An 18,537-nucleotide genomic window follows, 5' to 3' on the forward strand; every position below is an offset into this window, starting at 1 on the left:
TGGATGATTGACCGCTGGACCAGCTGACCACTCACCCACCCGGACAGGCGAGACAAGGCTATGGCGGCAAGGTCTCGGCTATCCATCGGCGTCGGGCTGCTGGTTGACCAGCAGTTCGGCGCCAAACTCCTCTGTTCGTGGTCGTGAGCGGTTGCTCTCCGCTCTGCACTCTCACATTCCAACTTTGAGGTGTGCGTGGCCCTCACGGTAGCAACCGGTTGACATTAGTAGGGCGTGATTGACCCTTTTAATTGTCAGCCGGGTACCGCCCGAAGCAACTCTAAGTGTGTTACCTCAGCCGTGTTGCCTGGTCAAGGGCAGCCAGCCGGTCCAGCACGCCCAGGGCCAGACGGGCCTTGGACACGTGCGCGACATCGTCGGGCACCCCGGCCCGTCGCCTGTGCTGGTGATCATCTGCCTGTTCCCCGGGGGACAAGTCCCATTCCAGTGGGCAGGACGCAGCATCGGTGGCAGCATGCACGCTGACCGCGACCTGGCAGTTGGCCCGCTTGCCCAATGCTCCGCGGTACTGCCGTGACACCCTCACCGATGCTCGCCCGCACTTGGGAAACGACACATCATCGACCGCCCACACCTCCGGCTGGATCACCTGGCACAGTCGCTTGGTGATCCGCCGGCGTACCGGCGTCCAGTCCCACGGAGGCTGGATGATGGACTGCTGCAGGGCTTGCGTATCGCCGTCCGGCAGCCGTTCAGTCATCGGCTGGATCGACTCGCGTCGGCCGGCCAGCATCAGGCCCCGCAGATAGCATTCGCCCTTGGCCAGCTGATCCTTGCGTGGCACCGAGGCGAACACATCGGCTACGACCAGCCCCGACGCAGCCCGCAAACGGTTACTTCATGCGCGTCCACACATCCAACATGCGCCTGATCAGCACCAACGGAAAGACCTACCGAAGCACTGCTAGTGCACGCACGGCCGCAGCTCACTGCTGGCGCAGAGCCAACTGATACAGAAACCGCTCAATGGTGAACCCCGCGTGTGAGTGGACAATAGAACCTCTCGGCCTGGAGGCGGATGTGCGATGCCCAGCCGCGAAGATGTGCAGAGTAGGTGCTAGAAGGCACGTGCTCTATCCACTGAGCTACGGGGGCTGACCTGCGTAAACGCAGCTTCCAGGCGCTGTCCCCCGGAGCGTGGGGGACACATGGGGGAACCTTAGATCCCTGGTGGCTGGGGGACGCGAGCTGCCTCCAGCCAGGCCGTACGCAGGATCTCACACTATCTTCACGCCTCCGAAGCCTTGCGCGGAAACAACCTGCACCTTCTCGGCGTTGGTGATCTCCGAGCCGAGGAGGGGAAGGTGTCGGGCCTGAAGCTGTTCCACACGACAAATAGCAGCGTGACCGAGGTCACGCCGCATCTTGCTGAGGTTGAGGCGGATGTGCAGGACCTCGTCGAGGCGCACATGGAGACGATGCTGGGCGTCACCTTCTTGGCGAGCGAGTACGTCATCGATTGCGTCGATGGCGGGCGGATCGACTCGTTGGGCCTCGATGAGAACGGGGCACCCGTGATCGTCGAGTACAAGCGCGGCACCGACGCAGGCGTGATCAACCAGGGCCTTTACTACATGGCCTGGCTGACGAATCACAAGGACGCCTTCCGGAACCTGGTCCGCGACCGTCTCGGGGTGACAGCCGCCTCCCAGATCCTGTGGAGCGCACCCCGGCTGATCTGTGTGGCCGGCGACTTCACCCGCTACGACGCGCATGCCGTACGCGAGCACCGACGCTCGATCGACCTGGTCCGCTATCGGTACCTCGGCAGCGACCACTTCGGCCTGGAGACCGTAGCCTCCGTCACGGGGCACTCGGCTCTGGCCAAGCGGGTACGCCGACGAGCGGCCGGGGTGCTGGCCCGGAGCCAGGGCGGTGCGATGGCCGAGCTGGCCCGGGCGGTCGACGAGGTCTTGGTCGGACTCGGGGACGGCGTCACTCGGGTACAGCGCAAGCAGTACCGCGCCTACCGACGGCTGCGGAATTTCGCCAGCGTCTGCCCGCCCCAGCAGACCAAGCTTCTCGTCTACCTCAAGGCCGACCCGAAGGAGGTCGACCTCGTTCCCGGCTTCACCCGAGACGTGACGGGGCTCGGCCACCACGGCACGGGAGACCTGGAACTGCAGCTGCGTACGGAGCGCGATCTGGAGCGCGCTGAAGACCTTCTCCGCCTCAGCTACGCCGCGGCATAGACACTCAACCGCTTCGTGGGCCGCCTGAAGCTCGCTCCCTTCCGCACAGCAACTTCACAAGGTGATACAAGGCGCCACTGTCGCCAGCCTTGGCGCGGCGGTGCAGCGCTGTGTCCATCCCGCGTTCGTGAAGCGATCTGTTGAGTCGTCGGCGCGCGTGGACGTCTGTGAGCGCGAGTTCGGTGAGCTCGTCGAATCGCTCCGCACGAACGAGCAGATCCATGTGCCACAGATGGTTGTCGTGCGCGAGAAACTCGGTGGAGTAGCACTCGGCGCGAGCGCTTACCAGCGAAATGGCTGCATCCCAATCACCGATCTGTTCTGCCGCTTCTACCTGCTCGCGCCATTCCACAGGGCGAGTATCGCGCAGCGCTTCCCACAGAGACACCGAGAAGTGGTACCCGAAGCATCATGCTCCGCTTGCGGCCCACGATCCGTTTGCCCCGTCAGTGCCCTGTGCACGAAGGGGGTAATGGTCGAGGTCTTCACGCTCTGCGCGTCGATCACGAAGCCGGTCGACTCCGCGTTGCGGTCCTCTTCCTCGCGGACCCGGCGCCGCAGCAGTGCATTGAGGTGCTCGAAGATCCGTCGCGTTCTCGAGCCGGGTGCTGGTGCGGCGGGATGGAAGGGTGCATGCGGCACCCGGATGAGTGTCCGATGAACGGACCAGCCTGTCTGAATAACGGTCTGGTTGCGTTCGCTGGGGGTTTCGAATATTACACATGGTGATGTGACTTGCGTCACTAAAGGATTCGTAAAAGTCGTGGTAGAACTGCGCAACTCCGCAGGTGGCACCACCCCTCGCCGCAACTCGGAGTGGCCGGCACGCACCGGCAGTACGACCAGGGTGATCACGTTCCGAGTCCGCGGTACGTGAGCCCAGGGTCGCCGATCGGACAACGGCGTTCGCTCAAAGACCGCACATCTTCCGGCGCCATCCCAGCGCCGGTCCTGCGCCATCGAGGTAGCCACCGTGTCACTCGACTCCATCACCACCTCCGTCGACGAGGCCGTCAGCGGCTTCTTCGAGCCCATAGCCACCTGGCTCGGGGACGTCGTTTTCTACTCCGTCCCCGTCGCCGGTACGGAGCTGCCGCTCATCGTTGCCTGGCTTGTCATCGCAGGTCTTGTCTTCACCGCCTGGTTCGGCCTTGTGCAGGTCAGGAAGTTCAAGCTCGCCGTCGACGTGGTGCGCGGGAAGTACGACGAGAAGGGGTCGGCCGGTGAGGTCAACCACTTCCAGGCGCTGACCGCCGCCGTCTCCGGCACCGTCGGCCTGGGGAACATCGCCGGCGTGGCCGTCGCCGTCTCCATCGGCGGCCCCGGCGCCACCTTCTGGATGATCCTGTGCGGCCTGCTGGGTATGGCCACCAAGTTCGTCGAGGTCACCCTGGGCGTGAAGTACCGCGAGGTGCACGCCGACGGCACCGTCTCCGGCGGCCCGATGCACTACCTGCCCAAGGGGCTGGCCGACCGCTTCGGCAAGAACGGCAAGACCCTCGGCAAGGTCCTCGGCGTCCTCGCCTCCTTCATGATCCTGTTCTTCGGCCTCTTCGGCGGCAACCTCTTCCAGGTCAACCAGTCCTACGCCCAGCTCGTCTCCGTCACCGGCGGCGAGAACGGCGTGACGGGCTCCTCCGCCGGCGCGCTGTTCTTCGGCATCCTCATCGCCGCCCTCGTCGGCATCGTGCTCCTCGGCGGCATCCGCTCGATCGCCAGCGTGACCAGCAGGCTCGTGCCCGCCATGGCCGGCATCTACATCGCGGCCTGCCTGGTCGTCATCCTGACCCACGTCACCGCGCTCCCGGCCGCGATCGGCACGATCCTCGAGGGTGCGTTCAACCCCCAGGGTGTCGCAGGTGGTGTCCTCGGTGCACTGATCATCGGGTTCAAGCGGGCCGCCTTCTCCAACGAGGCCGGCCTGGGCTCCGCGCCGATCGCCCACTCGGCAGTCAAGACCAAGCACCCCGCCAGTGAGGGCCTGGTCGCTCTGCTGGAGCCGTTCATCGACACCGTCGTCATCTGCACGATGACGGCCCTGACGATCGTCATCGCCAACCCCGCCAGCTGGGCCGAGGCCCGCAAGGACCCGGATTCCATCGGCGGCGTCACCATCACGTCGGACGCCTTCGGCACGGTCATGCCCTGGTTCCCGTACATCCTCACTGTCGCGGTGCTGCTGTTCGCCATCTCCACCGTGCTGACATGGGGCTACTACGGCCTCAAGGCGTGGACGCACCTGTTCGGCCGCAGCGCGGCCAGCGAGCTGACGTACAAAGTCGTCTACACCCTGTTCGCGATCGCCGGATCGCTCCTGACGCTGCAGACCCTGATCGACATGGCCGACGCCGTGCTCTTCATGCTCGCCGTCATCAACATCATCGGCCTGTACCTTCTCGGCCCGGTCGTCAAGCGCGAGCTGCACTCTTTCCTGGAGTTCGTCCGCGCTCGCAAAGCCGGCGAGGTCACCGAGGCCGACGAAGACCAGGAGTCGGTGAAGACCACCGTCTGACCGCCCCCGCGGCCCGGCTCCTGAGCGGGCCCGCCCACACCTTGACGCCTGGTGTGGACGGGCCCGCTCGCCATGCCCCGGCATGCCGTCTCAGCAGGGAAAATGCGGCCTGGCGAGGGGCGGGTGGGCCCGTTAGGGTGTAAAGAACGCGTCAACGGTCCGCCTTAAGCGGCCATGTTCGGCGCGCGGTGTGCCGGGAAGTCTGGTCGGCGTCCTAGGGCCCTCATGCCCTCATGTCGATGCCCAGGAGGATTTCCCCGATGTCTGCCGCGCCCGGTGAGCGTTCCCCCTTCCTCGGCCTCCTGCCGCTGCCTGAGCGCAACGCGGTAGTGCAGGCGTTGAGGACGGAAACGGTTGGTGGTCTGGTCCTCCTCGCGGCTGCTGTGGTGGCGCTGGTGTGGGCGAACACCCCGTGGAGCGGGATATACGAGCAGATACGCGACTTCCACTTCGGCATACCCGCCCTGGGCCTGGACCTGTCCGTGGAGCATTGGACCGCCGACGGACTGCTGGCCATCTTCTTCCTTGTCGCCGGCATCGAGCTCAAACGTGAACTGGTCGTCGGTGAACTCCGCACCCCCGCCACCGCGGCGCTGCCGGTCGTCGCCGCCCTCTGCGGCATGATCGTGCCCGCCGCCGTCTACGCGGTCACGGTCACGGCGGGCGGAGGCAGCCTGGAGGGCTGGGCCGTGCCCATGGCCACCGACATCGCCTTCGCACTGGCCGTCCTCGCCGTCCTCAGCACCCACCTGCCCGCCTCGCTCCGCGCCTTCCTGCTCACCCTCGCCGTCGTCGACGACCTCGGCGCTATCCTGATCATCGCGATCTTCTTCACCAGCGACCTCGACTTCGCCGCTCTCGGCGGCGCCTTCGCCGGGCTGGGGGTCATCTACCTCCTCCAGCGCTTCCGCGTGCACGGCTGGTGGTGGTATGTCCCACTCGGCGTCGTCATCTGGGCGCTGATGTACAACGGCGGCGTCCACGCCACCGTCGCTGGCGTCGCCATCGGCCTGATCCTGCGCACCACCCGCGACAAGGGCGAGACAGCTTCCCCCGCCGAACGGGCCTCCCACCTGCTGCATCCCGTCTCCGCGGGCGTGGCGGTTCCCCTGTTCGCGCTCTTCGCCGCCGGCGTCGGCATTTCAGGCGCGGCCCTGGGGGAGGTGTTCACCCGGCCGGAGCCGCTGGGCGTGGTCCTCGGCCTTGTCATCGGCAAGACCTTCGGCATCTTCCTCGGCACCTACCTGGCTGTGCGCTTCACTCGGGCCAAGCTGAACCCGGATCTCGCCTGGGCGGACGTCTTCGCACTCGCGGTGCTGGCCGGGATCGGTTTCACAGTCGCCCTTCTCATCGGCGAACTGGCCTTCCCCACCCCGGCCGTCGTCGAGCACATCAAGGCCGCGGTGCTGGCCGGCTCCCTCATCGCCGCAGCCTTCGCGGCTCTCCTCATCAAGCGGCGCAACGGCGTGTACCGGCGCCTGCATGACGAGGAGACCCGCGACGACGACCACGACGGCATCCCCGACATCTACCAGCGGGCCGATACCGCCGAACGCTGACAGAAAGCCCTTCATGGACACCTCTCTGCTGCCCGCGGCGGTCATCGCCGCCGCTCTGGTCATCAGAACGGCCTTGCACGAAATCAGGATCCCGGGCAGCGCTCGCCAGGAGTGGGGCTTCCTCAATCAACGCAAGGCCGTGCTCTCCGGTGCGGTGACGGCCTTGTGTCTGGTTGTCATGGGCTGGTCCTACGCCGGACACGGCACACTCGCGTGGGCGGGACTCGTAGGCGTGCTTGTGGCCTACCTGGTCGGGCGACAGGGCCCGGGTGCCTGACCCGGTGAAGCGCGACGGAAGCAGGAAAACCGGGATCATGCGATGGCCAGCGGTGCGCGGTCGCGGGCCCGCTGGTGCAGCGTTCGTAAAGGGGGCCAGGGGCGTCTATGGCTGGTGGGCTCGGTGGTCCCATCGGAGGAGGTCGGCAAGGCCCTGGCGGGTCGCGGCGATGACGACCCGGTCCTGCGGCTGAAGGACGTAGCCGGGGTGTGGGTCCCAGAGCAGGCCGGTGGAGTGTTCGCCTTCGTCGGCGGGAGCGGATGCCAAGTCCGGGAGGCGTTCGTCGGGTGCGGCGGAGTCCAGGGCCAGGACGCGCCACGCCCCGGCCCTGAAGGACTCGGCAACCGTGCGCCCTTCGAGCCGGGGGTGCCCGGCCACATCGAGAGCGGCGAAAAGCAGGACTCTGCGCTCCACGGGGATAGCGCCAAGGACTTGACGTCCCATCATCGCGCCCGCGAAAGCCGGCGCGGCGAGAGTGGAGACGCTGCGGCTGCGGGTGAGGGCCTGAGGATGCGCGGCGCGCAGAGTGCGGTACACGGCGGTGGCGAACGCGTCGTCGTACAGGCGCAGCGCCACGCGGAGGTCGGGCTTGACCGAGCGTGCGTAGAGGGCCGCTTCGAGGTTGGTGGTGTCGCTGCTGGTGAGGGCGAGCAGTGCGTGCGCGCGGTGGATCTTCGCGGATTCCAGGACGCCTTCGTCGGTGACGTCGCCGATGACGGTGGGCACCCTCAGGCGTCGGGCCAGGGGGATGCCGCGGGCCTCGGGGTCCTCCTCCACGCACACCACGGGGATGCCGAGTTCGTGCAGCCGCGCGAGCACGCGAGTGCCGATTTTCCCGAGGCCGAGCAGGACGACGTGGCCGGAGAGACCGCGCGGCGGACGTCTCAGTGCGGCCGCGCTGCGGAATGTGCCCAGGGCTTCCAGAACGGCGGCCAGGAGAACGGGCAGGAGGAGCAGGCCCGCGAGGCCGGCCAGGAGTTGGAGGATCTGGCGGGAGGTGGCTTCGCCGAGGGCGGGGTCGTCGATGGCGAAGAGGTCGAGCAGGGTGAGGTAGCCGGCGTGCAGCGGATGGGTACCCGGGACCGTCAGCCAGTTCGCCACCGCCAGGCCGAGGACGCAGGCCACGAGCCCCGCGAGTGACCAGCGCAGGCGTGCTGAGAACAACGAGCTGAAGGGAAGGGCCCGGCCTGCGAGGCGTCCCGGTGGCAGCGTGGGCCCGACGTGGGAGACGGCCTCAAGGACGACTGTGCCCCGCCCTGTCGCGGCGGTCACCGTGCGGTCGTCGGGCAGCAGCAGGGGCCCCTGTCCTTGATCGCTTTCGTCGGAGCCCTCTTGTCCTGCCGGGTCGCTGGTGGTGGCCGACAGCAGGGCGAGGGTGCACAGGCCAGGATCGGCGATCTCGTCCCGGCCCGGCGGGGTGCGCTCCACCGCGCGCAACAGGAGTCCGTCGGCTTGGACGACTTTGCTGGTCCCGGCGACGGCGGTGGCCGCGAGGGCCGGGGCGACGGTGTCGGCGTCGGACAGGACGGTGGTGGAGGTGTCCAGTGCCGCCAGGTCGAGGCCGGGGGCAGCGACCGCTGCGGCTTGGTCGAGGAGCTCCTCCAAGTACTGGCCGAGCTTGCGGTTGTAGAGCCGGATCACCAGACGGAGACGGGGGTTGAGGCGGCGGGCGGCGAGCGCGGCGTGAATGTTCCTCTCGTCGTCGTCGTAGACGAGCGCCAACGCGGCGGCCCCACGCACCCCCGCCTCGGTCAGTGTCGCTTCGTCGGGTTCCGGAGCTTCAAACACTCGCGGTTCTCGCGTCCCTTCTTCGGGACCGGGGCCGCGGGGGGATCGGTTCATCATGGCTTGGACCCGGCCCAGTAGAGCGGTGGCGGGGCGACCGACCGAACCTGTCCGCGAGCCGCCGTCTGCCTGTGCGGAGGGCACGACAACAGTGACGTCTTTGCGGTAGACGGTGTGCAGTTCCGCGGCCAGCCGTTCGGCGAGCGCGTCGTCGCCGCAGACAATCATGTGGCCTGTCGGTGGGCGTTGAGGCGTCTGGCGGGGAAGAGCGGACGCACCACGTGGAGCGCGAGGGGCCGCCTGCTGGTTCCCTTCGTTCACCACTCGTTTCCTCTCCCACGGCGACGGACGGACGGGCAGGGCTGGGCATCGTCACGTGCCACCGGGGCTGTCCTTGGTGGTCGAGGACTCGCCGGAGCGGGCGGCGGGCACGGCCTCGTCGGTGGGCTCGTCGATGTCGAAGAGGCGCGCGATGGGTACGTCGGTGCTGCTGTGCGCCACGATGGAAAAGGCGATGCACACGGCGATGACGGTGTACGCCTCCTCGCCCTCGGGGATTCCGGCCTGCAGGACCAGTAGTCCGTAGACGACCGAGGCGAAGCCTTTGGGCCCGAACCAGGCAGCCACCAGTTTCTCTTGACGTGTGAACCGGGTGCCGATCAGGGAGAGCAGCAGCGAGGCGGGACGGATCAACACGATGGCCAGGACCACGGCGACGTACCCGCCGAGGGACAGGTCTCCAAAGAGGCTCGGGGTGAGCAGCGCGCCGAACACGAGCAGTGCTGCGAACTTCGCCAGTTCGGCAAGTGACTCGCCCAGGGGCTCGAATGCTTCCTTCGCCTCGATGGAGCGGGCCGTGAGGACCGCGCCCGCCGAGAACGCGGCGAGGTAGGGGTTGGCATGGGTGAGGTGGCACAGCGCGTAAAGGATCACGCCGATGGCCAGCGGCAGCAAGGGCTGCAGTTTGGGTTCGGCGCCGAGGACGCGGAAGCGGACCAGGGCGATGACAAACATCGGCAGGGCGACACCGAAGACGAGGCCGAGCAGCAGCTCCAGGCCGATCTTCCCCAGTGATGACTCGGCATGACCCGAGGTGGGGCCGGCCGCCGCGATGAGGATGAGGACGACAGGCAGCGCCAGACCGTCGTTGATACCGCTCTCCACATTCAGCAATTGCCGTAGCTTGGCAGGGACTTCCTTTCGGCCCACGATCGCCGAGGCGAACACCGGGTCGGTCGGCGCAAGTACCGCCCCGACCAGGAACGACGTCGTCCAGTCCAGGCCGACCAGGTAGTGGGAGACCAGGGCCATGGCGATGAATGCCAGCGGCATGCCGAGTGCCAGGGCTCGTGCCGGGTTCTTCCAGTTGGCGCGGAGCTTGGGGAAGGAGACGTGCATGCCGTCGGTGAACAGCACCGCGAACAGGGCGAGATCGGCCGTCACCGACACGATCTCGCTGTCCGGGGTGATGTGGATCAGGCCGAGGAAGCCGTCGCTGACAAGAGCACCGCCGACGAGAAAGAGGAAGGAGGTGGAAAGCACCGTGCGGGCGGCGAGACCCGACAGCAGCACTGCGATGAGCAGTGCGACTCCGAAGACGATGATGAGCACCATGGCCGGAATTCCCCGATCTGCGAAGAGACTTGTCTCAAGACGCCGACCAGGCTTCCCGGCACACCGAGGGGAACCCTACACGTTCTTTACGCGGCTTTGACAAGTTCTTGATGGGCGCCGGGGCGGCATCGGTTCCGGGCGTCGTACCGCGTGCGCCAGGTGTCGATCAGGGCGGTCACTTCGCGCCGCAGAAGTCGTGGAAGTCTCGCATCTCGTGCAGGCGCTGTCCGGCGATGCTGGCTTCCCTCGCCGCCTTGATGCCCTCGGCGGCCGAGGCGCACATGACCGCGGGCATCGCGTTCTGATTGCTCATCAGGGTGGCCCATGCGTGGCCGCGAACTGCGGGCGACGAGGTGGCCTGTCAACCCGACCTGCTCCTCGCCCATCCGATCACCCGAACCGGACTCGTCCTCCATCGCTTCGGCGCACTGGCCACTGGCCGGGGGGCTTGCCTTGGGCCGTCGTGCCGTCCTGCCATCGTCCTCACCGTCACCGCGGCGATCCGTGTCCTCGAGTACGGGGCCCACACCTTCGCCACGCAGCTCAGCACCGGCTGGCTCGCCAACCTCTCGCTCTTCCACTACTACAGCGGCCGTGAACCCCTCAAGTACGGCTTCCAGTGAGCGGATGCTGCCGTCCTAGTGGCCGTTGGCGCGGTCCGTGTCAACCACCGTGACCTCAACAACTGGCATCCGGGTGCACCACGCCACGGACGGCGACCGGGCTTCCGTGCCCGGCATCAATAGCGCGTAAAGATTGCCGGAACGCGGCAGTGAACTGATACGGGATGCCAGGTCAGTATGAGTCCGGCAGGAACGGGGGCCTGGCCCCGATGCCGGGTTACGGAAGCGTGATCCGCATTGGGGTCGGAGCTGCGGAGGCGTGAGGGAGATGGACGGATGCCGGAGTTTCTGGAGGCAGCCACAGGTTTTCCGGCCGTCATCTTCAGTTCTGCCCTAGTGGTCGTCCTCGGCTTCTGGCTGCTGGTCGTGCTCGGCGGGGCTGAAGCGGGCAGCTTCGACTCCGACGCGGACCTCGGCATGGTGGGGCTCGGCGGGGTGCCGGTGACCGTGGTGGTCTCGATGACGGTCGTGGTGGCGTGGTTCAGCGCCTTTGCCGGGTCGGTGCTCATCGGCAGGGCCGAACTGACCGGGCTCGCCCGCGCCGCGGCTGGCCTTGTGCTGCTGCTCCTGTCCCTGCCGGTGGCTTGGGGGGTGGCACGCGTACTCGTACGTCCCTTGGCGAAGCTCTTCCCCGATGAACCCGGGCCGTCCCGGCAGGACTTCATCGGGTCGGTCTGCACCATCCGCACGGGGTGGGTGGACGCGGGCTTCGGCCAAGCCGAGGTCGCGTCCAAGGACGGCGCCGTCGCCCTCGTGCAGGTCAGGCAGAACCCGCAGGCCCGCGAGAGCGTGCTGACCGCAGGCTGCAGTGCGCTGCTGTACGCGTACGACGACACCGGCGAGTTTTTCTGGGCCACGCCCTACGCGGCGTCGCTGGATCCCGGTCACCCGCGCGCCGGTCGCTGACGGGCCGCCCCGCACGCTCCACTCGTCGCTCACTGGGCATCGACGCCCCAGGAACCTTGAGGACTTCACCATGGACGCCATCACCCTGGGCATCGGCGTGTCCGTCGCCGCTGTCCTGCTCATCGTCATCGTCCTGCTGTTCACGGTCACCCGCTTGTTCCGCAAGGTCGAGCAGGGCAAGGCGCTGATCGTCTCGAAGATGCGGAAGGTCGACGTCACTTTCACCGGGCAGGTCGTCCTGCCGGTACTGCACAAGGCCGAGGTCATGGACATCTCGGTGAAGACCATCGACATCATGCGGACCGGTCGTGACGGCCTCATCTGCCGGGACAACATCCGGGCCGACATACGCATTTCGTTCTTCGTGCGGGTCAACAAGACGGTCGAGGACGTGATCCGGGTCGCGCAGGCCATCGGTACGGCGCGCGCCAGCGACCAGAACACGCTGCAGGAGCTGTTCAACGCGAAGTTCTCCGAAGCGCTGAAGACCGTCGGCAAGCAGATGGACTTCGCGGACCTGTACACCAAGCGCGACGAGCTGCGGGACCGCATCATCCAGGTCATCGGCACCGACCTGAATGGCTACAGCCTGGAGGACGCGGCGATCGACCACCTGGAGCAGACGCCGCTGAACCAGCTCGACCCGTCCAACATCCTGGACGCCCAGGGCATCCGGAAGATCACGGAACTGACGGCCGTCGAGCACGTGCGCACCAACGAATACACGCGGCACGAGGAGAAGGAGATCACCCGGCAGAACGTCGACGCCCGCGAAGCGATCCTGGAGCTGGAGCGCCGCCAGGCCGACGCGGAGATCAAGCAGAAGCGCGAGGTCGACACCGTACGGGCCCGGGAGGAGGCCGAGACCGCGCGGGTGATGGAGGAGGAGCGGCTGCGCGCGCAGAGCGCGTTCCTCGCCACCGAGGAGAAGCTCGGCGTGCAGCGGGAGAACCAGGCCCGTGAGGTGGCCGTCGCGCAGAAGAATCGTGAGCGGGTCATCGCCATCGAGAACGAGCGCATCGAGAAGGACCGGCTCCTCGAGGTCATCGCCCGGGACCGGGAGACCGAACTGACCCGCATCGCCGCCGAGAAGGAAGTCGAGGCGGAGAAGCGGGAGATCGCAGAAGTCGTACGCGAGCGCGTCGCCGTGGACCGCACGGTCGCCGAGCAGGAGGAGTCCATCAAGAAGCTGCGCACCGTGGAGGAGGCGGAGCGCGAGCGGCAGGCCGTCGTCATCGCCGCTGAGGCGGAGGCGCAGGAGGGCTTGGTCAAGAGCATCAAGGCGGCGGAGGCCGCGGAGCAGGCCGCCACCCATCGGGCGGCAGAGGAAATCACGCTTGCCGAGGCCCGGTTGAAGGCCTCTGATCTGGACGCCCAGGCCAAGCTGCGGCTCGCGGAGGGCGTGCAGGCCGAGTGCGCGGCGGAGGGGCTCGCGGCCGTACAGGTCCGGGAGAAGGAGGCCGACGCCATCGAGAAGGCGGGCCGCGCCGAAGCCGAGGCCACCGGAGCCCGGATGCGCGCGGAGGCCGAGGGCGTGGAGGCCAAGCTGAAGGCCGAGGCCGCGGGCCTGACCGAGAAGGCCGCCGCGATGGCGGCGCTGGACGAGGCATCCCGCGCCCACGAGGAGTACCGGCTCCGCCTGGAGGCGGAGAAGGACATCCGCCTGGCGGGGATCGACGTGCAGCGGCAGGTCGCCGAGGCGCAGGCGACGGTTCTGGCCACCGGCCTGGAGAACGCCGACATCAGCATCGTCGGCGGCGAGTCCGTCTTCTTCGACAGGCTTGTCTCCTCCATCTCGCTCGGCAAGAGCATCGACGGATTCGTCCAGAACTCCGAGACCGCGCAGGCCCTCGCCGGACCGTGGCTGGACGGCACGGCGAGCTTCACCGACGACCTGTCCCGGCTGCTCGGCTCCGTCTCCACGGCCGACGTGCAGAACCTCACCGTCTCCGCCCTGCTGGTGAAGCTCATGAAGGGCGGCGGCGAACAGTCCGGGCCCGTGCGCGAACTGTTGGAGAAGGCACGGCAGCTGGGGCTCGCCGACATGCCGGTCGCCGAGCTGAACGGCTCCCTCAAGAGCTGACACAGACCGGCCGGGGACGCTCCACGGGGGTGAGCGGCCCCGGCCTTCTCACACGCGAGAACACGGAACGCAAGAACACGGAACGCAGGAACACGGCAAGGGGAGTCGGACATGGAGAGCGGGACCGGTCTGGACGCGGGAACGTACGACGTGCTGCGCGACCGCCTGGTGGCGCAGGCCCGGCAACTGGCCGAGCGCGCCACCGCTCTCAACGACCGCCGCGTGGCCGCTTTCGGCTCCACCGAGCTCACGCTCACGGGCACGGAGAGCATCCGCACCCAACAGCCGTGCGTGCCGCGCGACATCATCGCCATCGGCGACACCCTGCTCCTCGGCCACCACGTCCACGTCGGCCGGAAGCCCGAGACCGCCGTCGGCGACGTCCTCGCGCTGTACGACCGAGAGCTGAACCGCCTCCCCGACGACGCGGTTCCCGGGCTCCTCGACGATCCGGACTTCGTTCGCGAATTCGTCGCGCTCTTCCGCTACTACCGCGACGCCAGACTCCTCCAGCTCCGGCATGTCGACGGCAAGGTCCTCGCCGTCTTCCGGACCGGTGAGAAGGCCGACGACATCAGGGTCCTTCGCTGGGCGCTGCCGGCCGACGGGCGGGTCGAGTTCCTGGACGCGCGCGGCGAGCGCGACCACGTCTTCCCACCCGTGCACGACTTCACCTGGACGGAGACGACCCGCGAGGACCACGTCCTGGGCCGCCACCCTCACCTCTCCATCGAAGGTGACGTCTTCGTGGGGACGGCCGGCGGCACTCTCACCGTCAAGGTCGAGAACGACACCGAGACAGGGGAAGGCGTCTACGAGGAGCCGGTCGAGGAACCACTGCAGTCCCTCGCCGACGCGGACGTGGCCCACGCGCGCGTGGGCCCGCTCATCCTGCTGCGCGTGCGCCCCTACAAGGAGGACGCCTGGCGCCACCTCGTCTTCAACACCCTCACCCGGCACGTCATACGCCTCGACGGCATCGGGCAGGCGTGCCGTCGCCTCCCCGACGACCAGGGCATCGTCTTCCCCGGGGGCTACTACCTGGCCACGGGCGCGTACAAGACCTTCGACGCCTTGGACACCGACGACCTGGAGTTCGAGCGCGCGGTGCGCTCCCCCAACGGTGAGGACATCCTCTTCACGTTCCACGCGCGCGTGGAGGGGCGCACACTGCTCCTGCCGTACAACATGATCCGCAAGGAGATCGCCACCCCGCTGTCCTGCCACGGGTACGCGCTCTTCGACGACGGACTGCTGGCTGTCCTGCGCGCTGACCCCGCGGAACCCGCACGTGTCCACTCGCTGCAACTGTGGCAGTCCCCCTACGTCTCCGACACGTACGCCGCAGCCCGCCCGGCGGGGGAGGGCCCGCTGGCGCGCATCGGCAACGCGGACCTCGTCCGGGGCATCTCCGACTGCCTCTCCATCGCCCGAGCCGTCACCGAGACGACCCCGACTTCCGAGGTGTACGAGGCGCTCGCCGCGGCCTGCGTACAGGCCGCCGACTCCTACCACTGGCTCGGTGACAGCGAGGTGGGAGATCTGGGCGCGTCGTTGGGCGACGTGCGCGGAACAGCCGGGCAGGTCGTCGCCGAGTTCGACACCGTGCAGACCCTGACGCGGCAGGCCGCTGACGCGCTCGCCGACTCGGCCGCACGCATCGACTCGCTCGTCCGCCGCATTCGCGGGGAGGCCCCGCGCGACACCTCCGCGTGGGTGGAGCGGATCACGGAACTGCGTCGCGCTCAGGGACACCTGCTGACCCTGAAGGACATGCGTTACGCGGACGGGGAACGCATCGACGCGCTGGCCGAAGATCTGGTCGCCGACATCGCCTCGGCCGGCCGGCGCGCCGCCGCCTTCCTGGAGCGCCCCGACGGCTTCGCTGCCCACCACGCCGAGATCGAACGCCTGACCGTCGAAGCCGGCGCACTCGCCACCGCCGCCGAGGCGGCCCCCCTCACGAGCCGACTCCAGGAGCTGACCGAGCAGCTCCAGACCCTCACCGAGGTCATCGCCGGACTCGACATCGGCGACACGACCGTCCGTACCGGCATCCTGGAGCGCGTCGCGGAGGTACTCGCGGGCATCAACAGGGCTCGCGCCACGCTGGACGCTCGCCGCCGCGAACTGACCGCGCACGAGGGACGTGCCGAGTTCGCCGCCGAGTTCTCCCTGCTCGGCCAAGCCGTCACCGGTGCCCTCGCCGCCGCCACGACCCCCGACTCCTGCGACGACCAACTCGCGCGGATTCTCCTCCAACTGGAGAACCTGGAGGGGAGGTTCACTGATTCGGACGAGTTCCTGACCGAGCTCGACAACAGACGCACCGAGGTGTACGTCGCGTTCGCCTCCCGCAAACAAACGCTCGCCGACACCCGCGCCTGGCACGCCGAACGCCTGGCCACCTCCGCCACCCGCGTACTGGACACCGTCGCGCGCCGCCTGGCCGCGCTCGCCTCCGCCGACGAGATCAACACGTACTTCGCCTCCGACCCGATGGTCGGCAAGGTGCGGCACACCATCGACGAACTGCGCGAACTCGACGACCCGGTGCGGGCCGAGGAGCTGGAAGGCCACCTGAAGGCGGCCCGTCAGGAGGCCGCCCGCTCGCTGCGCGACCGCACCGAGCTGTACGCGGACGGCGGCGACACCATCCGCCTGGGCCGCCACCACTTCGCGGTCAACACTCAGCCCCTCGACCTGACGCTCGTCCCTACGGCGGACGGTGACAGCATGGCTTTCACGCTCACCGGCACCGACTACCGTTCGCCGATCACCGACCCGTCCTTCGCCGAACTGCGCCCCTACTGGCACCAGCTCCTGCCGTCCGAGACCCCCGAGGTCTACCGCGCCGAACACCTCGCCGCCCGACTCCTCGCCGAGCACGGCCCCGAGGCGCTCCGAGCAGCCGCCGACCTGCCCGCCCTCATCCGCGCGGCCGCGGAGGCGGCATGCGACGAAGGGTACGAGCGCGGCGTCCACGACCACGACGCGACCCTGATCCTCGGCGCCCTGCTGCGCCTCCACGAGGACGCAGGCCTCCTGCGTCACACACCCGAGGCGCGTGCGGCGGCGCAACTGTTCTGGGCGTACGAAACGGAGCCAGAAGAGCGGCAGCTCTGGACACGGCGCGCGGTGTCGCTCGCCCGGGCACGCGACACCTTCGGCCACGCGCCCGCCATCGACGACCTCCGCGCGGAACTCGCCGAGCGGATCGGCGTACCGGCCGCCGCCTACCTCCTCGAGGAACTCACCACCGCGCCCACCGGGTTCGTCATCAATGAGTCCACCCGCGCCTTTCTCGACAAGTTCCACCGTGCCGTGGCCAGTTCGGCCTACGAGGAGGACCTGGCAGGCATCTCCCGCCTTGACGCGCGGCGGCAGCTGGTCGAGGCGTGGCTGTCCTCGTACATGACCGCGACCGGCGCGAGCGGCGACGACCTGGCAGAGGCGGTCGCCGTCGAACTCTGCCCCGACCTGCGGCGCTACGACCACACGGCGCCGCTCACCGAGACTGTCGACGGACTCCTCGGCATCCACCCCCGCGTCGAGGGCCGCCGCCTTACGATCCGCATCGACGAGTTCCTTGTCCGCACCCACGACTTCCGCGCCGAGACCGTCCCCGGTTTCCGCGCCTACCAGGCCCGGCGAACCGAGCTCGTCGCGGCCGAACGGGCCCGTCTGCGGCTGGACGAGTACCGGCCCCGCGTCATGGCCGACTTCGTCCGCAACCGCCTCATCGACGAGGTGTACCTGCCGCTCATCGGCGACAGCCTCGACAAACAACTGGGCACAGCAGGTGGCCTGCTGCTGCTCATCTCCCCGCCCGGCTACGGCAAGACGACCCTCATGGAGTACGTCGCCGACCGCCTCGGCATGGTCTTGGTGAAGGTGAACGGCCCGGCGCTCGGCCACGGCGTCACCTCGCTCGACCCCGCCGAGGCACCGAACGCCACGGCCCGCCAGGAGATCGAGAAGGTCAACTTCGCGCTCGAGGCCGGCAACAACATCTTCCTGTACGTGGACGACATCCAGCACACCTCACCCGAACTGCTGCAGAAGTTCATCTCTCTGTGCGATGCTCAGCGCCGCATGGAGGGCGTGTGGAACAGCACTTCACGCACGTACGACCTGCGCGGCAAACGATTCGCGGTCTGTATGGCGGGCAACCCCTACACCGAGTCCGGCGCCCGCTTCCGTATCCCCGACATGCTCGCCAACCGCGCCGACGTCTGGAACCTCGGTGACATCCTCACCGGCAAGCAGGACGCGTTCGCCGTCAGCTTCGTCGAGAACGCCCTCACCGCCAACCCGGTCCTCGCCCCACTCGCCGGGCGCGACCGCACCGACCTGGACCTGCTGATCCGACTCGCGGAGAACGACCCCACCGCGCGCACCGACAGGCTCACGCACCCGTACGCCCCCACCGAAGTGGAACGCATCGTCACCGTGCTCCGGCACCTGCTCACCGCCCGCGCAACGGTCCTCGCGGTCAACGCCGCCTACATCGCATCCGCCGGCCGGTCCGAGGACACCCGCACCGAGCCGCCCTTCCGACTCCAGGGCTCCTACCGCGACATGAACAAGATCGCCGCGAGGATCGACCCCGTCATGAACGACGCCGAACTCGCCGCCCTCATCGACGACCACTACACCGGCGAGGCCCAGACCCTCACCACCGGTGCGGAGGCCAACCTCCTCAAGCTCGCGGAGCTGCGCGGCACACTCACTCCGCAACAGTCCGACCGCTGGGCCGACATCAAGGCCGCCCAGGTCCGTGCCCGTACGCTCGGCGGCCCCGACGACGACCCGCTGGTCCGGGCCGTGGCCGCCCTCGGCCTCCTCGCCGACCGCGTCGCCTCGGTCGAGACCGCCATCAGCAGAGCCGCCGACCCACGTCACACACTCGCCAACCCGAAGGCGCGGCACGCCGCTGGGCCTCGAGGCAACTCCGGCTGACCG

At 68.2% G+C, this 18,537-nt stretch carries 12 protein-coding genes and 1 pseudogene; 8 read left to right on the top strand and 5 right to left on the bottom strand.

Going from position 1 to position 18,537, the window contains the following annotated elements:
- Positions 1 to 319: 319 nt before the first annotated feature.
- A pseudogene (locus J2N69_RS30175) lies at positions 320 to 873 on the bottom strand (IS701 family transposase); the annotation flags it as partial.
- A 452-nt stretch (positions 874 to 1,325) separates the two neighbouring features.
- On the opposite strand from J2N69_RS30175, the gene J2N69_RS30180 reads away from it, so the two are divergent.
- Positions 1,326 to 2,213, top strand: a complete 888-nt coding sequence (locus J2N69_RS30180) for an endonuclease NucS domain-containing protein (protein ID WP_230903513.1) — start codon at positions 1,326 to 1,328, stop codon at positions 2,211 to 2,213.
- Positions 2,214 to 2,217: 4 nt separating this feature from the next.
- Here the strand turns inward: J2N69_RS30180 and J2N69_RS30185 are convergent, their stop codons facing one another.
- The gene (locus J2N69_RS30185) at positions 2,218 to 2,601 is read right to left on the bottom strand and encodes a hypothetical protein (protein WP_230903514.1); all 384 of its coding nucleotides are present in this window, start codon (positions 2,599 to 2,601) and stop codon (positions 2,218 to 2,220) included.
- A gap of 585 nt (positions 2,602 to 3,186) precedes the next feature.
- Here J2N69_RS30185 and J2N69_RS30190 point away from each other — a divergent pair.
- The 3 genes from J2N69_RS30190 (at position 3,187) to J2N69_RS30200 (ending at position 6,561) form a co-directional block, all read left to right on the top strand.
- Entirely contained in the window at positions 3,187 to 4,725 is a 1,539-nt protein-coding gene (locus tag J2N69_RS30190) for an alanine/glycine:cation symporter family protein (RefSeq protein WP_230903515.1), read from the top strand.
- 260 nt (positions 4,726 to 4,985) lie between these two features.
- On the top strand, positions 4,986 to 6,284 hold the full coding sequence (gene nhaA, locus J2N69_RS30195; protein WP_230903516.1) for a Na+/H+ antiporter NhaA: 1,299 nt from the start codon (positions 4,986 to 4,988) through the stop codon (positions 6,282 to 6,284).
- 13 nt (positions 6,285 to 6,297) lie between these two features.
- On the top strand, positions 6,298 to 6,561 hold the full coding sequence (locus tag J2N69_RS30200) for a hypothetical protein (RefSeq protein ID WP_230903517.1): 264 nt from the start codon (positions 6,298 to 6,300) through the stop codon (positions 6,559 to 6,561).
- 105 nt (positions 6,562 to 6,666) lie between these two features.
- Here the strand turns inward: J2N69_RS30200 and J2N69_RS30205 are convergent, their stop codons facing one another.
- The 3 genes from J2N69_RS30205 to J2N69_RS30215 form a co-directional block, all read right to left on the bottom strand.
- Positions 6,667 to 8,574, bottom strand: a complete 1,908-nt coding sequence (locus J2N69_RS30205; protein ID WP_230903518.1) for an NAD-binding protein — start codon at positions 8,572 to 8,574, stop codon at positions 6,667 to 6,669.
- A gap of 144 nt (positions 8,575 to 8,718) precedes the next feature.
- Positions 8,719 to 9,960, bottom strand: coding sequence for a cation:proton antiporter (locus J2N69_RS30210; protein WP_230903519.1), 1,242 nt, complete (start codon positions 9,958 to 9,960; stop codon positions 8,719 to 8,721).
- Between the two features lie 175 nt (positions 9,961 to 10,135).
- Positions 10,136 to 10,273: a hypothetical protein gene (locus J2N69_RS30215; RefSeq protein ID WP_230903520.1), complete on the bottom strand. Its 138-nt coding sequence runs from the start codon at positions 10,271 to 10,273 to the stop codon at positions 10,136 to 10,138.
- 40 nt (positions 10,274 to 10,313) lie between these two features.
- On the opposite strand from J2N69_RS30215, the gene J2N69_RS30220 reads away from it, so the two are divergent.
- The 4 genes from J2N69_RS30220 (at position 10,314) to J2N69_RS30235 (ending at position 18,534) form a co-directional block, all read left to right on the top strand.
- Positions 10,314 to 10,583, top strand: a complete 270-nt coding sequence (locus tag J2N69_RS30220) for a hypothetical protein (protein ID WP_230903521.1) — start codon at positions 10,314 to 10,316, stop codon at positions 10,581 to 10,583.
- Positions 10,584 to 10,859: 276 nt separating this feature from the next.
- Positions 10,860 to 11,489 carry a hypothetical protein gene (locus J2N69_RS30225; protein WP_230903522.1) on the top strand — a complete coding sequence of 210 codons (630 nt, stop codon included), beginning with the start codon at positions 10,860 to 10,862 and terminating at the stop codon, positions 11,487 to 11,489.
- 70 nt (positions 11,490 to 11,559) lie between these two features.
- The gene (locus J2N69_RS30230; RefSeq protein ID WP_230903523.1) at positions 11,560 to 13,572 is read left to right on the top strand and encodes an SPFH domain-containing protein; all 2,013 of its coding nucleotides are present in this window, start codon (positions 11,560 to 11,562) and stop codon (positions 13,570 to 13,572) included.
- A gap of 111 nt (positions 13,573 to 13,683) precedes the next feature.
- Complete coding sequence (locus J2N69_RS30235) at positions 13,684 to 18,534, top strand: DNA repair ATPase (RefSeq protein ID WP_230903524.1); 4,851 nt, start codon at positions 13,684 to 13,686, stop codon at positions 18,532 to 18,534.
- The last annotated feature ends 3 nt before the right edge of the window (positions 18,535 to 18,537 follow it).

Source organism: Streptomyces huasconensis (genome assembly GCF_021028635.1).
GTDB classification, from domain to species: Bacteria; Actinomycetota; Actinomycetes; order Streptomycetales; family Streptomycetaceae; genus Streptomyces; species Streptomyces huasconensis.

Coding starts and splice junctions, on each gene's coding strand:
- nhaA (WP_230903516.1), top strand. CDS start 4,986: ATGTCTGCCGCGCCCGGTGAGCGTTCCCCCTTCCTCGGCCTCCTGCCG.
- J2N69_RS30200 (WP_230903517.1), top strand. CDS start 6,298: ATGGACACCTCTCTGCTGCCCGCGGCGGTCATCGCCGCCGCTCTGGTC.
- J2N69_RS30205 (WP_230903518.1), bottom strand. CDS start 8,574: ATGATTGTCTGCGGCGACGACGCGCTCGCCGAACGGCTGGCCGCGGAA.
- J2N69_RS30210 (WP_230903519.1), bottom strand. CDS start 9,960: ATGGTGCTCATCATCGTCTTCGGAGTCGCACTGCTCATCGCAGTGCTG.
- J2N69_RS30215 (WP_230903520.1), bottom strand. CDS start 10,273: ATGAGCAATCAGAACGCGATGCCCGCGGTCATGTGCGCCTCGGCCGCC.
- J2N69_RS30225 (WP_230903522.1), top strand. CDS start 10,860: ATGCCGGAGTTTCTGGAGGCAGCCACAGGTTTTCCGGCCGTCATCTTC.
- J2N69_RS30230 (WP_230903523.1), top strand. CDS start 11,560: ATGGACGCCATCACCCTGGGCATCGGCGTGTCCGTCGCCGCTGTCCTG.
- J2N69_RS30235 (WP_230903524.1), top strand. CDS start 13,684: ATGGAGAGCGGGACCGGTCTGGACGCGGGAACGTACGACGTGCTGCGC.